Source organism: Flavobacterium sp. B330r (assembly GCF_056824325.1).
The window spans coordinates 1,009,273-1,026,484 of record NZ_CP124860.1 but is presented as its reverse complement, the minus strand read 5'-3'; the positions used below and the strand labels follow the sequence as shown (position 1 = coordinate 1,026,484).

The 17,212-nt window shown below is 32.8% G+C and carries 10 protein-coding genes; 9 read left to right on the top strand and 1 reads right to left on the bottom strand.

Annotated features, from left to right (window positions below):
- Window positions 1-333: 333 nt before the first annotated feature.
- The 3 genes from QLQ95_RS04675 to QLQ95_RS04665 all read left to right on the top strand — a co-directional run bounded on the left by QLQ95_RS04675 (window position 334) and on the right by QLQ95_RS04665 (window position 5,937).
- Window positions 334-3,528, top strand: a complete 3,195-nt coding sequence (locus tag QLQ95_RS04675; protein ID WP_482502825.1) for a SusC/RagA family TonB-linked outer membrane protein — start codon at window positions 334-336, stop codon at window positions 3,526-3,528.
- Between the two features lie 4 nt (window positions 3,529-3,532).
- Window positions 3,533-4,975 (top strand): RagB/SusD family nutrient uptake outer membrane protein, encoded by a 1,443-nt coding sequence (locus QLQ95_RS04670; RefSeq protein WP_095929395.1) that lies wholly within the window; start codon window positions 3,533-3,535, stop codon window positions 4,973-4,975.
- A 254-nt stretch (window positions 4,976-5,229) separates the two neighbouring features.
- Window positions 5,230-5,937: a hypothetical protein gene (locus QLQ95_RS04665; protein ID WP_427875162.1), complete on the top strand. Its 708-nt coding sequence runs from the start codon at window positions 5,230-5,232 to the stop codon at window positions 5,935-5,937.
- A 70-nt stretch (window positions 5,938-6,007) separates the two neighbouring features.
- Here QLQ95_RS04665 and QLQ95_RS04660 read toward each other — a convergent pair whose 3' ends face one another.
- Window positions 6,008-6,910 carry a DUF6607 family protein gene (locus QLQ95_RS04660; protein WP_320493082.1) on the bottom strand — a complete coding sequence of 301 codons (903 nt, stop codon included), beginning with the start codon at window positions 6,908-6,910 and terminating at the stop codon, window positions 6,008-6,010.
- A 105-nt stretch (window positions 6,911-7,015) separates the two neighbouring features.
- On the opposite strand from QLQ95_RS04660, the gene QLQ95_RS04655 reads away from it, so the two are divergent.
- From QLQ95_RS04655 to ffh, 6 genes are all read left to right on the top strand, one after another.
- Window positions 7,016-9,166 (top strand): TonB-dependent receptor plug domain-containing protein, encoded by a 2,151-nt coding sequence (locus QLQ95_RS04655; protein ID WP_482502823.1) that lies wholly within the window; start codon window positions 7,016-7,018, stop codon window positions 9,164-9,166.
- 12 nt (window positions 9,167-9,178) lie between these two features.
- The gene (locus QLQ95_RS04650; protein ID WP_482502822.1) at window positions 9,179-10,585 is read left to right on the top strand and encodes an HmuY family protein; all 1,407 of its coding nucleotides are present in this window, start codon (window positions 9,179-9,181) and stop codon (window positions 10,583-10,585) included.
- Between the two features lie 286 nt (window positions 10,586-10,871).
- A complete protein-coding gene (locus tag QLQ95_RS04645; protein WP_428237376.1) occupies window positions 10,872-12,350 on the top strand; it encodes an SGNH/GDSL hydrolase family protein in 1,479 nt (492 codons plus the stop codon).
- An 89-nt stretch (window positions 12,351-12,439) separates the two neighbouring features.
- Entirely contained in the window at window positions 12,440-13,768 is a 1,329-nt protein-coding gene (locus tag QLQ95_RS04640) for a GDSL-type esterase/lipase family protein (RefSeq protein ID WP_428237377.1), read from the top strand.
- A gap of 1 nt (window position 13,769) precedes the next feature.
- A complete protein-coding gene (locus tag QLQ95_RS04635) occupies window positions 13,770-15,452 on the top strand; it encodes an MBOAT family O-acyltransferase (protein WP_428237378.1) in 1,683 nt (560 codons plus the stop codon).
- A gap of 328 nt (window positions 15,453-15,780) precedes the next feature.
- On the top strand, window positions 15,781-17,145 hold the full coding sequence (ffh, locus tag QLQ95_RS04630) for a signal recognition particle protein (RefSeq protein ID WP_482502820.1): 1,365 nt from the start codon (window positions 15,781-15,783) through the stop codon (window positions 17,143-17,145).
- Window positions 17,146-17,212 lie beyond the last annotated feature (67 nt).

Below are 17,212 nucleotides of genomic sequence, written 5' to 3'. Positions count from 1 at the left end.
GTTTTTGAACTATTGGCTTTTTTTATTGCTTTTTTGGCTTATCCGGTAATATTTACAGTTTGACTCTTTATTAGTTTTGTATCATATTTCACAGTATTTAATTGCATAGTCATTAAGATATCTCCTAATATTCGTTTTTTAACTATTTTGAATTAGTAAGCTTTTAGTATAAATGATACAGGATTAAAACCATCTACAGATAGGTGGTTTTTTTGTTTGTTGCAAAAAAACTTGTAAGTTTATTTTTATAATAAATTATGTTAAATGAATGTAAAATCTTGTTAAAATTAATTTAATTTTATAAGTTGCGCCCCTTAATTCAAATAAACTATAATGAAAAGAAAATTTAAAGGATTTGCAATTCTTGTGTTTTTGTTGACTGCTCAATTGTTTTTTGCGCAAGAAAAAACAATTTCAGGAATTGTATCAGATGGAAGCGGACCAATTCCAGGTGCGAATGTTATGGTAAAAGGAACTAGCAATGGAGTTCAAACCGATTTTGATGGAAAATACAAGATTAAAGCAAAAACAGGAGATGTTCTGGTTTTTTCTTATATGGGGATGAAAGATCAGTCGGTTACCGTTGGAAATTCATCTTCTATAAATATTAAAATGCAGGAAGGTGGAGAACAATTAGAAGAAGTTGTGGTTCAGGTGGCTTATGGGACACAAAAGAAACAGGAAATTACAGGAGCTGTTTCTAAAATTGATTCAAAAATGTTAGAAACATCTCAAGCATCTAATGCAGTGCAATCCTTAACAGGGAAAGTTGCCGGCGTACAAATTAGCGCTAATTCTGGTCAGCCTGGAGATGCTCCTCAAGTAAGATTTAGAGGTATTGGTTCGATTTCATCTTCAAATGCACCATTATATGTGGTAGACGGAATACCATTTAATGGAGATATCAACTCTATATCAACTCAGGATATCGAATCAATTAGTTTTTTAAAGGATGCATCGTCTAATGCACTGTATGGAAGTAGAGGAGCAAACGGAGTAATAATTGTTACCACCAAAAAAGGAAAGAAGGGACAATTGACAGTTACTTATGAAACTAAAATTGGAGTTAATTCACGAGCTGTACCTGAATATGATATGATTAAAAGTCCAGCTGATTATTATAAAGCAGTATATAATAGAGTTAAAAATGGTTTAATTTATCAAGGACAAACACCAGCTAATGCTTCAAATATTGCTGCCCAAAATTTAATAGAAGGTGATACTTATTCTCTTGGATATAATAATTATAATGTAGCCAATAATCAGGTTATAAATCCAGCAACAGGAGAAATAAATGCAGATGCTAAGTTACTGTATCATGATAATTGGTCAAAAGCATTATTTAGAGATGCTATTAGACAAGAGCAGTATTTAAGCCTATCAGGTAGTACAGACAATCTAAACTCTTATTTATCTATTGGTTATTTATCAGATGATGGATATACGATCAATTCAAACTTTGAACGTGTAACATTGAGAGCTAATGTAGATTATAATGTTTCGAGTAAAGTAAAAATTGGAACAAATGTAAATTATGCACATTCAAACCAAAATGCTCCAATTTCAAAAACATCATCTTCAACATATAGCAATTTATTTAGTTGGGCTCGAAATATTGCACCTATATATACTATTTGGCAAAGAGATGACAGTGGTAATATGATTTATAATCAAGATGGTACTAAATCTTATGATTTTAACCAAAAAGGAGATCGACCTTATGGTTCAAATTTGAACCCTTATGCAACTACATTATTAAATATTAAATCAAATGAAGAAAATAAATTTGGTGCCAGAGCTTATGTTTCTGTTGAATTCTTAAAGGATTTTAATTTTAGATATAATATTGGATATGATTTTTTATCAGGCTATTATCTGACAAGTACAACAGGTGAAGGTGGTGACGATATGGGAGTGAATGGTCGAATAGGAACGGCTACTAAAAATGAATATACATTAACTAATCAGCAATTATTATCCTGGAAAAAAACTTTAGGAGAGCATACGCTTGATGTATTAATCGGTCATGAATCATCTGATTTTACTTCAAAAATGTTAGCGGGGCAAAAAAGTAATGTGGTCATATCTAATTTACCAATCATTAGCAACGCTACAAAATATGGTTATTTGGATGGTTATAATGACTTATATAAAGTAGAAGGTTATTTTTCAAGATTAAACTATAACTATAAAAACAAATATTTTGTTAATGCAAGCTTTAGAAGAGATGGATCTTCAGTATTTGCTCCAGAAAACAGATGGGGTAATTTTTATGGTTTTGGAGCTGCTTGGTCTGTGATTAAAGAATCATTCTTTCCTAAAACAAAATGGATCACCGATTTTAGAATAAAAGGTAGTTACGGAGAGCAAGGGAATGATAATATAAATTACCCAGTTACGTCACAAATTAGTCATCGCAGTTATTTTGGTAGTTTAAGAAACTATTATGCCTATGAAACTCAATACGAAATAGTACCAGATTCTGACGGTAATGCTAGTGTTTTAAATGTTTTTGAAGCAGATAAGAGTGTTAAATGGGAAAAATCTAAAAATTTAAATATAGGTTTTGATATTAACTTATTTGATAGAATTTCTATTGAAGCTGAATATTTTGAAAGAAATGTTAGTGATTTGATATATAATTTTCCTATCGCTTTATCTACAGGAACATCATTTGTTTCTAAAAACATTGGAGATATGGGAAATAAAGGGATAGAGATAAATTTAGGAGTTGATGTTGTTAAAAACAAAAATGTAGACTTCAATATTTGGGCTAATGTAACAAGTTATAGAAACAAGATAACGTCGTTACCAAAAGCATTTACAGATGGAATTTATCGTTTTGAGGTTGGGGCTCCTGCTTATTCATATTTTTTAAGAGAATTTGCTGGAGTTGATAAAGCAAATGGCGATGCATTATGGTATAAAGATGAGAAAGATACTAGTGGAAACTTAACAGGAAATAAAGTAACTACTAATGTCTTTGGAGATGCTACAACATATTTGAGTAAAAAAGACGCCAATCCAGATGTATATGGTGGATTTGGAACTTTATTAAGATATAAAAATATTACGTTTCAAGCTAGTTTTGCTTATCAATTTGGTGGTTATATGTACGATGGAGTTTACCAATCTGCCATGTATTCGGGGTCGGATAATATAGGCCAGAATTATCATAAGGATGTCACAAAAGCATGGACAATTGATAATCCGACTTCAAACATACCAAGAGTTGATCATATATCAATCTATCAAATGGGAAATTCAGATTATTTTTTAATAAAGTCTGATTATATAAGCCTTCAAGATGTTTCGATAGGATATAGCTATAATGATACTTGGCTTAAGGATTTAGGTATACAATCTACAAAATTTACTTTGATGGGCTCGAATTTAGCATTATGGTCTAAGAGAACAGGAATGGATCCAAGGCTAAATAGATTAGGAGAAAGGGTAAATAATGGGCAGTCGCTTAATGTGTATGGTGTGATGAGAAGTGTTTCATTTGGTTTAACAGTAAATTTTTAAGGACATGAAAAAGATAATAATAGCAATTCTGTTTTTACTGACTCTTACAAGCTGTGATAAAGAGTTTCTTGATACAGTTCCAGAATCAACAATTAATAAAGAACAATTGGCAACTTCTGCATCGGCGAATCAAGCTATTGTAAGTGGAATTTATTCTGCATTACGATCTTATGGATTAGCAATTGGAAGCAATCATGAAGATTATGGTCATAAATCTGTGCTTTCTGCAATGGATATGATGTCTAATGACATGCTAATGACAAAATCAAGCTGGTATCAATCTTTCTATACTTATATTGGTAGACAACAAACGAATTCAAGATCTAGATTAGTGTGGAATACATACTATCCTCAGATTAAATCTACAAATATTGTACTTGGAGGTATTCCGTCAAGCACTACCGATGAAAATTTAAAGGCAATTCGAGGCCAAGCTTTGGCTTTAAGAGGTTATTTCTATTTTATGTTGGCTCGCACATATGGACCTACATATATTGGCAATGAAACTAAATTATGTGTTCCTCTATATATAGAGCCTACATTAGAAGGTAAGGCGAGATCTAACGTGAGTGAGGTGTATAGCTTGATAGAAACCGATTTGAAGGAATCTATAGAATTATTAGCATCGTATAAGAGATCGAACAATGATTCTGTGGATCAAACAGTTGCAGAGGCTTTTTTAGCAGAAGTATATTTAGAAATGGGAAAGTATACGGATGCGGCAAATATGGCTCATCTTGCAAGAAAAAACTATACTTTGCTTAATGAAGCAGAATGGATGAATGGTTTTTATATTACAAAATCTAATGAAACCATGTGGGGAGCAACACTAAATTCTTCAATTAGTACTTTTGTTGCAAATTTCTTTGGTCATTTTGATAATACAAACGCTTCGGGATATGCAGGAGGAATGGGAATTTATAAAAATATAGACAAAAGTTTGTATAATAGTATTTCAGAAACCGATTTTAGAAAAAAAGCCTTTGTCTCTACATCAGGAAATTTGATCTATCCGTCTTTGCCAGCTTATGCAAATATAAAATTTAGAGATCCAACTATAGACGCCGGTAGTTATATTTATTTGAGATCTTCTGAAATGTATTATATAGAAGCAGAAGCACTAGCAAGATCTGGAAATGAAGCTTCAGCAAAGCAAGTATTGTATGAGATAACAATAACTAGAGATCCGTCATATACGCTTTCTACAAATTCAGGTTCGTCATTAATTAATGAAATAATTCTTCAAAAAAGAATTGAATTGTGGGGAGAAGGTTGTGCTTGGTATGATATGAAGCGATTAGGAGTTTCTTTGACAAGAGATTACGATGGTTCAAATCATCCTGCATTTGGTAAATTTAATATTCAAGCAGGAGATAATAGATTTATTTTTCAAATTCCTCAAGCAGAAATTGATGCCAATCCATTAATTGTGCAAAATCCATTATAATAAAAATTAAAAAACAAAAAAATCCGGAAGCTTTAAAAACTTCTGGATTTTTTTTTAAATGAATTTTCGTGTAAAAAAGTATTAACGAGATTTGTGTATGTTGTTTTTATAAGTATGTTTACAGAAGGAAATAATTGGTTGTTTTACAGCTAAAAGGGCCAATAAACAAAGAGAAAAATCGGCTTATGATACCATAAAATCAATGCGAGGAAGCCGAAAATCGTGAGAGTAGGCAAAATTTAAACCCAAAAACAATGATTAAAAAACCTTTACTTTTAATGATGCTTCTTTTTGCATTTACAGCAACAAAAGCTCAAGATTTAATTAACCCATCTTATGGATTTTCGCACAGTAAAACAGCTTACATTACGCTAGCAGACGGAACAGAAATTAGCGGAACTATTCGTGATATTGATAGAGACAAAGGGTTAATTGAATTTATTAAATTACAAGACGCAGCTGGAAAAAAACACAAACTAAAACCAGAGGATATTAAGTATATGTACTTACCACCTAGTGGACTTGATAATTTGACTAAAAAAATTGATTTTGGTACAGATTTTCAAAAATGGAACGATGATAAACTGAACCAAGAGTACTTAAAGGAAGGTTACGCATATTTTGAAACTGCTGATGTGCAAATCAAAAAGAAAAAATCAAAATTATTAATGCAACTTTTAAACCCTGCATTTAGTAAAGAATTTAAAATATACTGTGATCCACATGCAAAAGAAACTACTTCTTTAGGAGTTGGAGGTATTAAATTTGTAGGAGGAGATGCTAAATCTTACTATGTTGCTAAAAAAGATGCACCTGCATTTTTATTAAAGAAAAAAGAATACAAAAAAGAATTTGCAACATTGTGGAGCGGATGTGACAAATTAATCACTGCATCTGCAGCAGATCCAAAATGGACAGATTTATCAAGACACGCTGTTACTTATTCTGAGTGTGCTCAGTAATTAAATAGAACAAATAAAAAAATCCGGAAGCTTATAAACTTCCGGATTTTTTATTAACAACTAATTCTAATTACTTAACAAATTTGTCAATGATTTTATCTGTTTCTGCTTTTGCAGTATCTGGTTTCAAATCAAATAAAAGAGAGTAAAGTGCTTTTCTGTCAACTTTTGCCTCTAAGTTTAAATCTTGGTGTCTGTCAAAAAGAGTCTGCCATTTGTCACGAACGTTTTTCCAAAGCGCGTTATTTTCTTTCCACCATTTTTGAGCTGCTAGACATTTAACATCTGGAACTTTAGTATAAACGTCAAATCCTTTTTCTTGTGCTAACAAAACATCTTTTCCAGCATCGTCACGAACCAATTTGTCATTGTCTTGTTCATGATTCCATCCTGTAGAAGTAATTTCATGAATGTTTCTTCTTTTTAATACATTGTAATCGTTACGTTTTGTTTGCTCTCTTCTTGGAAGCGGTGCATCAGCAACGTTTGCCCAATAATCTTGCCCGTCAACGTGAACCCATGTTGAAGACCCTTCATATCTTGGACTATCATCTACTTGATATACTTTTTGAGTCCATTGTCCTTTAACCGCTTTTTTGTCTAGCTTTTTGTATTTCCAAGTATTGCCTTTGTCAAAAGAGTATAAGTCTGTGTTTTCGTATAGCCAATCTTGTCTCCAGTGTTTGATGATCATATCGTCACTTACAATCAATAAGTGCTGCATTACAATTTTGTTTGGAGTATCTTCTAATAACTCTACCCATTCTAATGCAGATTCATGTTTAGTCTCTGACGGCTTATAAGTAAGAGTGTCTTTTGGATATGAAAATGTTTCTGTGAAGTTAAACTTCACTTCGTAACAACCACACATTGATTTAATTGACTTAATGTCTTGTTGTTTTTTGTCCTGACTAAAACCAAGACCACATGTTAAAGCCAAAGCGGCTGACAGAAAAAGGCTTTTTGAAATCATAACTTATTGTTTTGTTTTTAAATTTTTCGCAAATATATAAATTTAATTTAGAACAATTAAAAATAGTTATATATTTGCATCGATTATTAAGACTGAATAAAAATAATGAAAATTAAAATTACCCTTTTTGCTGGACTACTTTTTTGTACTTATTCTTTTGCGCAGCAAAAAGATACTATTAAATCGGCTGAAAAATTATCAGAAGTTGTTGTTACAGGACAGTTTGAGCCACAATCTATAAAGAAGTCTGTTTTTAATGTACGTGTGATTTCGAAAGAAGATATTAAACAGTTAGCAGCAAATAATTTATCAGATGTTTTGAATCAGTATTTAAACATTACAATTCGAAATAGTGGAAGTGATGGACGTTCGACTGTTTCTATGTTTGGTTTGGATGCTCAGTATTTTAAAATCTTAATAGATAATATTCCATTAGTAAGTGATACTGGAATGGGTACAAATGTAGATCTAACGCAGGTGAATCTTGATGACGTGGAGCGTATCGAGATTATAGAAGGCTCTATGGGAGTAACTCATGGTGCAAATGCAGTGACAGGTATCTTGAATATAATAACTAAAAAAGGTGGTGGTTATAGATGGCAGATAAGCGCAACAGTTCAAGAAGAAACAGTAGGAAATGAATATGGTCTTTTTGATAAAGGTCGTCATATTCAGGCAGCTAAGATAGCCCATAACTTTAATGAAAACTGGTTTATAAATATAGGAGGAAATCGTAATGATTTCGCAGGCTTTTATGACGATAAAGAAGGAAAAGATTATACTGGAAATGATGGTTTGAGAGGTTACAGCTGGTTGCCAAAAGAACAATTAGTAGGAAATGCAATGCTGGGATATCAAAAGAATGACTTTAGAATTTTTTACAAGTTTGATTACTATGGAGAAAATGTTCATTATTATAATCCAATTATAATTCCGCAGGATAATTTTCCTTTTCCAAATACCTATTATACAAATGATAAAAGATTTATAACAAATCGCTTTTATCACCATTTAAATTCTAACGGAAAGCTTTTTTCTAAACTTAATTACAATGTTTCAGTTTCGCATCAAAAGCAAGAAAGGGATTTGGAGAAATTCAATTATCAGCTTGAAACAGAAAAAGAATTCGCCAACGATAGACAAACATACCAGTCTAAGGAAGTATTTTATTCTACAGGAACACTAAGTAATTTCTTTGATAGTAAAAAAGTTGATTTTCAAATGGGATATGAAATCACAAATGAGAATGGGTTTTATAATTCAGCAGCAGGAACTTTTAAAGATGATCAGCAGCAATTTAAAGACGTAAGGAAAAGACTTGAAAATTATGATATTTTCTCTGTAGCTGAAATTAATCTAAATGATAAATTTTCTATCCGCCCAGGTCTTAGATACTCTTTTCAAGCACAATTTGATAATCAATACGCAAGTTCTTTAGGATTGAGATATCTCTTTAAAAAAGGGTTAGAAGCAAGAGCTTCACTTGGAAAATCTTATCGTACACCTAATTTTGATGAACTCTACACTTATTTTGTCGATTCAAATCATAATCTTCAAGGAAATCCCGATTTAGTTCCCGAAAATAGTACTTCATATGAGCTTAGTTTTAAAAGATCTTGCTTTTTTGATTCAGGTGCTCAGATTGCAAATAATTTGGCAGTTACTTATTTGAATGTCGATGACCGAATCGATATGGTCTTGACAGATGTGAATCCGTTAGTTTATAAATATGTAAACATTAATAAATACCAAATGTGGAATATCTCTACCACAGAACAGTATTCTTATAAAAACTGGAACATAAAAGTAGGAGCGGCATTGGTAGGAATTTCTCGAAAATTGGACCTGGCTGCTTTGAATGTAACATCTGATGATAAATTCTTGTATTCTTTAAACTTAAACTCTAGTATTTCATACAATATTCCGAAGTGGAATACACTATTTGCTCTTTACTATAAGTACAATGGAAAACAACAGCAATTTGTAGCGGGAACGGATACAGATGGAAGCGCTAAATTCTTTTTAAGTGAGATCAGTCCTTACAGCTGGATGGACGCTTCTGTTCGAAAATTATTTTTCAAGAATCAATTTGAAGTCACAGTTGGCGCTAGAAATTTATTTGACATAACCAATGTGCAGACTGTTCAAAGTGGAGGTGCAACAGGTGGCGCACACGCTTCTGGAAGTCCCGATTTATTATTAGGATACGGACGCTCTTACTTTCTTAAACTTACATATAACCTAAATTTTAATTAATACATAAATCCAATGAAAAAAAACTTTATTTTAATTCTGTCCTTTATTTTACTGGCTTTTACAGCTTGTAATAGTGACGATGCTGAACCGGTTGTAAACTCGGTTGCTTTTGCTGCGACATCAGTAAATTTAGCAAATGAATCGACTCCAATCGAAATTAAATTTGCTTCTCCAACTGCATCTGCTGGGTCATTGACTATTATCTATACTGAAACTTCAGTTGCAAATGGTACAGATTATAGCACTACGCCAGCTATTGCTGCAAATAAGATAATTGTTCCTTTCGAACAAAATGTTTCTTCTGTTAGTTTTACTTTTAAAAAATTAAAAGAGGCTATTGAAGGAGAAGTGAAAAATGTTGTATTTACAATTTCAAGTGCAACGATAAACTCTACAATAGCTGAAAACAAAACAATTCAGGTTAATTTTAACGAAACAGCTTCTTTAGGGTCTGCTTTAGCTCCTGAATTAGGGGGGTCTGCTCAAGCAAATCAGGTATTTGTTGACTTAAGCAGCGGAAAACTGACTAGTGTAGTAAGAACTTCTTGGGATTTAGGTTTCTATTCTGGATCAGAATTCAGAGTAGTATTAAATTCATCTTTAAAAATGTCTGCTAAAGTATTAGAAACAACTAATATTGATGAAGTTCAAGCTGAAGATCCAACGATGCTGTTTTCTCAAGGAAGCGGAAATCCTGCTTTAGTTGATGATCCAACTGGAGATCTTACAAAAACTACTATCGCAGCAGTTTCTGCAACTGATTCAGAAAATAAGGTTTACTTAATCAATATGGGAAATAATCCGGCGGCTGTTGGTCTGGGAGCTGAAGGTGCTGTAGCTGGAACTTCAAGAGGTTGGAAAAAAATCAGAGTTTTGAAAAGCGGAAATGATTATAAAATTCAATATGCAAACATTGACGCAACAACTCACGATGAAGTTGTAGTCTCAAAAAATAGTGCATTTAACTTTACATTCTTTAGCCTTTTAGATAAGAAAACAGTTAGCGTTGAGCCACAAAAAGCACAATGGGATCTTAACTTTACTTCATTTACAAATGTTATTCCAGGACAAACTGGATTAACTCCTTATTTGTATGCTGATTATGTAGTAAATAATAGTAAAGGAGGAGCTCAGACTTATCAAGTTCTTACAAGTGCATTTACATATGAAGCATTTACATTGGCAAATGTTGATAACACTAAGTTTAACAACGATCCAAGAAATATTGGTTCTAACTGGAGAGGAACAAGTGTGATTGGGCCTACTGGTCTTCCTGTTTCTCAATTTGTTTTAAGAACAGATCGTTTCTATGTTGTTAAAGATCCTGCAGGAAATATTTATAAATTGAAATTTACAGGAGGTTTAAGTGCTGCTGGAGAAAGAGGTTATCCTACTTTCCAATATGCGATTTTAAAATAAATTCATAGATGAAAAAATCTAAAGATTATAAAGAATATTTCATTTTAACTTAAAAAATGCTTCAGCATTAAAATTTAGTTAATCATTAGCGTTGTTTTTTTTATTTTTTTTTTTGATTCAAGAGGTTAGAAATTCTAACCTCTTTTTTTTGTTCTACTTTCTTGTTAAAATGAAACAGAAACAAAATGTTATTCTATCTTTGCACAAATTTTTTCTGCAATAAGTTAACCATTATTTAATTGGTTTAATTTTTGAATGCAGTTCTTCATATTTTATAATTATTTAGGTGAATACAAAATCTTATTTTTTTCAGTCTTTTGCGATCGTTGCGTTAGCGCTGGTTGCTTTTATTGGGTTTAAGCAAATTCTTCCAGACAAAATATTTTCTGAGACTAAATTAGATTCTAAAAATATATTGATAGACAGTCTGCTTTTGGAATCTGTTGCCGAAGATTCTCTATCGCTAGACAAAGACAGTATTGCAAAAAGTGAGCAAGCACTAAACGGGCAAAAAATTGTTTTTGATGAAACCGAAGGAATCGAGTTTCCAGCCGAAACATTTGAAAACTACAAAGGATATCAGTACCTAATTTCTTTCTATGAGAAATTGTATCAGTTAGAAAAAAATCCTCAGAATAAAGTTAGAATTGCTTATTATGGAGATTCTATGACTGATGGAGATTTAATTGTACAAGACGTTCGTACTAATTATCAGGAACGTTTTGGAGGAAATGGAGTAGGATTTGTTTCTATTACTTCAGAGTCTGCGGCGTCAAGAGGTTCTGTAAAATCAACCTATTCTAAAAACTGGAAGACACAATCTTATTTAAATGTAAAAAGGCCAACAAGTCCTTTTGGAGTTAACGGACATGTGTTTTTTGCAAATGATAAATCCAATTCAACTTGGGTTCAGTACGAAGCGGGACTTAATAAGTATTCTACTTCTTTAGATAATGCAACCTTATTTTACGGTCGCTCGTCTAAAACAGGAAAAGTTAATTTCATTATCGGAAAAGACACTATCAAGAAAAGTCTTTCGCCAAATAGTTTAGTGAACACACTAAAAGTTTCATCTGGAAGTTTAAAAGCTTTCAAGGCAAACTTTGTTCAGGCAGATTCTATTCCGATTTACGGATTTAATTTTGATAATGGAAGCGGGGTTCACGTAGATAATTTCTCGCAGAGAGGAAATTCTGGACTTCCAATTTCAATGTTCAATGCAGATGTAATGAGAGCTTTTAATAATAGTCTAAAATACGATTTAATTATTCTACATTACGGAACGAACGTTTTAAATTACGGAACAAAAAATTATTCTTGGTATGAAAAAGGAATGACTAAAACCGTAAATAAAATTAAAGAATCATTTCCAGGAGTTTCAATCCTAATTGTTTCTACTGCCGATAAATCGACAAAATATGATTTAGAAATGAAGACCGATTCTGCTGTAGTTCCATTAATGAAAGCACAAAAACACTATGCGTTGGAAGCGCAGGCAGGATTTGTGAATTTATATACTTTGATGGGAGGAGATGGTTCTATGATTAAATGGGTTGATGAAACTCCTGCAAAAGCAAATAAAGATTATACCCACTTTAATCAACGTGGTGCAAAAGCAATTGGTAATTTGCTATACGGACAATTGAATAAAGGATACGAAGAATATAAAGTGCTCAGAGAAAAAAGAGATGCTGAAGGAACTAAGCCAAAACCAGTGAGAAAAGCCAGACCCGATTCCGTTTCAGTAACAAAAGATAGTGTATGATAAACAAACTTATTTTTTTCTTTTGTTGTCTTTTTTTTGCAACAAATGAAAAAACGCCAAAAACAGATGTACATCCAACACCTAAAAGTATGATTCAAAAAGCAGATAAAGCAATAATTGATGCTCCTTCTGATGGTCAAATTTATAATGCAAAAGCGTTAAATGATTTTTTTCAGAAACTGGAAAAAAACGAAGATCAGAAGAGTCAAAAAATCAATATTGTGCATATCGGAGATTCGCACATTCAAGGTGATTTGATGACTAATGAGATCAGAAAAAAACTGCAGCAGAAATTTGGTAATGCAGGACGCGGTTTAGTATTTCCGTATCAATTAGCTAAAACAAATGGTTCTTATAACGAACGTTTCAAATCGAATAGAACTTGGGAAAGTTATAGAAACATTCACCCAGTTAAGAATTGTCCGATTGGGTTGAGCGGAATAGGACTTTGGAGAGATTCTGGCGGATTTGTGATGGAAATGAACGTAAAAGATTTAGCTTACAAATTCAATACGATAAAAATTATTACGCCACAAAATCAGGATATGTTTGATTTGGCAATTTCGTCAAAAATCAATTCTATCCAGACAACAGAACCAAAAGTTATTACGCACAAAATTAAAAAAGGCGAAGTGCTTGGTACAATTGCAGACAAATACAATGTTTCGATTACAGAAATTAAAAGAGACAATCATTTAAAGTCTAATAATATCAGAGCGGGAAGAACCTTAAAAATTGCCACAAAGGAAACGAGACAAAAGACGATTTCAATGTCAGAATTTGTTCCCTTAGCAGTAAAATCTGATTCGTATTCGCACTATTATAATTCTGAAAATGCTTTGAGCCGAATTTTCTTGATTCCGAACAAAGAAGCAAAAGACTACGAGTTAAACGGAATTGTTTTAGAAAAAGACGCTCCTGGAATTATTTACAGCGGAATTGGAGTAAATGGAGCTAAATATTCAGACTACAATAAATATCCGTTATTCTTTGAGCAATTAAAATCATTGCATCCTGACTTACTGGTTTTTTCTTTAGGAACAAATGAGAGCTATGATCATTTAGATCCAGAAAAATACATTCGGGAGCTAAAAGAATTTATCTCCAATATAAGGGCACAGAAAATAGATGCGCCGATCATTGTAATGACACCGCCGCCATCTTTGCTAAGAAGAAAACCAAATACCTATATTGATGATTATGCTAAACAAATTCTTAATATAGCTCAGAAAGAAAATCTTGCCGTCTGGGATTTATACGATGAGTTTGGCGGAATGAGCGGCATCAGACAATTAAAAGTACAAGGATTAATAGGACCCGATTGGGTTCATTATTCAAAAAGAGGATACGAGAAACAAGGAGATTTGTTTACTCAGGCGTTTTTAAGATCATACGATAATTTTAAATCAAAGAAGTAAGTTGACAACAATAGATAGCATTAATAATTGGTTTATTCAAAATTTTGGTGCAATTACAATAGAGCAAGTTAAAAGTTGGTTCGTTTATAATGAAGACGAAAAACTTTTATTCAATACCGGTTTATTCTTAGGTTTATTTCTGGTTTTCTATTTTGTGTATGGTTTTTTACGCAAAACATTTTATTTGAGATTAACGTATGTTATTCTCTTTTCACTATTCTTTTACTACAAATCGAGCGGAATTTACTTTTTGTTGTTATTGCTCTCATCTGTTGTAGATTATGGTTTGAGCCAAATTATTTACAGAGAAAGCAGAGACGGTGTTAAGAAATTTTACTTGGTAATAAGTGTTATTTTAAACTTAGCCCTTTTAGGCTATTTCAAATACATGAACTTTTTGATTGTAACGTACAACGATATGTTTCATGGTAATTTTGCACTTCACAATGTTTTTCTTCCTGTTGGAATTTCGTTTTATACTTTCCAATCCATGAGTTATATTATTGAGATTTATAGAGAAGAAATTAAGCCTACAAAAAATTACATCGAATATTTATTCTTCGTTTCGTTTTTCCCGCAATTAGTTGCTGGACCAATTGTACGTGCGAAAGACTTCTTGCCTCAGATTTATCAAAAATTAAACTTGACCAAACAAGATGTAAACAACGCTTTGTTTTTAATTATAGGAGGTTTAATCAAGAAAACAGTAATCTCAAATTACATATCAGTAAACTTTGTTGACCGTGTTTTTGACACGCCAATGAGTTATACTTCATTCGAAAACTTAATGGCTTCGTATGGATATGCCATTCAGATTTACTGTGATTTCTCTGGATATTCAGACATGGCAATTGGTATTGCGTTATTGCTTGGATTTAAATTGCCAGTCAACTTTAGAACTCCATACAAATCGACTTCGATTACCGATTTCTGGAGAAGATGGCATATTTCGCTTTCGACTTGGTTAAAAGACTTTTTATACATTTCGATTGGAGGAAACAGAGAAGGTTCTTTCGCAGGATATTTATTCCCAAGTTTATTTTTCTTCGGATTATTGCTTTGGGGAATGTCTTGTTATAATGAAAGTATAATTCCGCTTATCATTGCAGGAGTCAGTATTTTAATTTTCGCTTTGTCATTTTTATTGTCAAGCAAAATAAAACAAACCTTGGTAACCAATTTCAATCTGTTTACCACGATGCTTTTGGGAGGTTTGTGGCACGGAGCAGGAGCACAGTTTATCGTTTGGGGAGCACTTCACGGATTAGCATTGGCAGTTCATAAAATATTTATGGAATTTTTTCCTTCGAAGAAAGACAAAAGGCCAAATTTCTTGTGGAGATTTTTCTCAATCGTAATCACATTCCATTTTGTGGTTTTCTGTTGGATTTTCTTCCGAGCTAGAGATTTCGAAACAGCCTTGCAGGTAATTAATAATATTGGTCAGTTGACATTCGAACCAGAACTTTGGAAAACAATTGTATTAGGTTATAAAAATGTTTTCGGATTGATGCTGTTCGGTTATGTTTGGCATTTCTTGCCAGATTCATTCACAAACGGAATGAAATCTGTTTTCGATAAAACACCATTATTAGTAAAAGCAATAATTCTGGGATTTGTTTATTGGATTGTTTACGCAACCGCAGTAGCTGGTTCGCAGCCATTCATTTACTTCCAGTTCTAAAAAGATATGGCCGCAAAGGCGCAAAGGTTTTATTCTTTGCGCTTTTTTTTGTTTTTGCCACAGATTAAAGAATTGAAAAGATTTTTTCACGCAGATTCTGCAGATTTTTTAGCAGATTTTATTTTTTAGATTTTAAATAATAATAATCTGCGCGAATCTGCTTAAATCTTTTTAAATCTGCGTGAAAAAACTTTGCGACTTTGCGAGCAAAAAAACATAGCGTTCTTTGCGTAAACCTTCGTGCACTTTGCGGTTAAATTGCGCTTAAATAAAAATTGCCTGAAATATCTAATTAGATTATCTTTGCACTTCATATAAAGAAAATGATATGTTTGATAATTTAAGTGATAAGTTAGATAAAGCGTTCCATATATTAAAAGGACACGGTAAAATTACAGAAGTAAACGTTGCCGATACCTTAAAAGAAGTTCGTCGAGCATTACTTGATGCCGATGTTAACTTTAAAATTGCTAAAGATTTTACCGCTAGAGTAAAAGACAAAGCAATTGGTCAGGATGTATTAACAACATTACAGCCAGGACAATTATTGGTTAAGTTAGTAAAAGACGAACTTACTGAATTAATGGGTGAAGACGTTGCTGGTGTGAACCTTTCAGGAAATCCAACAGTGATTTTGATGTCAGGACTTCAAGGTTCTGGTAAAACGACTTTCTCTGGAAAATTAGCTAACTTCTTAAAAACAAAGAAAAACAAGAAACCACTTCTTGTAGCGTGTGATATCTACCGTCCAGCGGCGATTAACCAGTTACATGTTGTGGGAGATCAAATAGGTGTTGAGGTTTACTCTGAGCCAGAAAATAAAAATCCTGTAGAAATTGCTCAAAACGCAATTAAACATGCAAAAGCAAACGGATTCAATGTTGTTATCGTCGATACAGCAGGACGTTTAGCCGTAGATCAAGAAATGATGGACGAAATTGCTCGTGTTCACAAAGCAATTCAGCCACAAGAAACATTGTTCGTTGTAGACTCTATGACAGGACAAGACGCTGTAAACACAGCAAAAGCTTTCAACGATATCTTAAACTTTGATGGAGTTATCTTAACGAAATTAGATGGTGATACTCGTGGTGGAGCTGCACTTTCAATCAAATCGATTGTAAACAAACCAATTAAATTTGTTGGTACTGGTGAGAAAATGGAAGCAATTGATGTTTTCTATCCAGAACGTATGGCAGAGCGTATCTTAGGAATGGGAGACGTTGTGTCTCTTGTTGAAAGAGCTCAAGAACAATTTGACGAAGAAGAAGCAAGAAAACTTCAAAAGAAAATCGCTAAAAACGAATTCGGATTTGACGACTTCTTAACGCAGATTCAACAAGTAAAGAAAATGGGTAACATGAAAGACTTGGTTGGAATGATACCAGGTGCTTCAAAAGCCATGAAAGATGTTGAGATCGAAGATGACGCTTTCAAACATATCGAAGCGATCATTTATTCGATGACTCCAGGAGAAAGAAGCAAACCAGCGATTATCGACGTAAAAAGAAAAGCCAGAATCGCAAAAGGTTCGGGAACTAAAGTCGAGCAAGTAAATCAGCTGATGAAACAGTTTGACCAAATGAGCAAGATGATGAAGATGATGCAAGGCCCAGGCGGAAAAAATCTGATGAAAATGATGGGAGGTATGAAAGGGATGCCGGGTGGTATGCCAGGAGGAATGCCGAAATAATAAAAAGAGTTTCAAGTTTAAGGTTTCAAGTTAAGAAACCAAAACTTGAAACTTTTTTAATTCAATA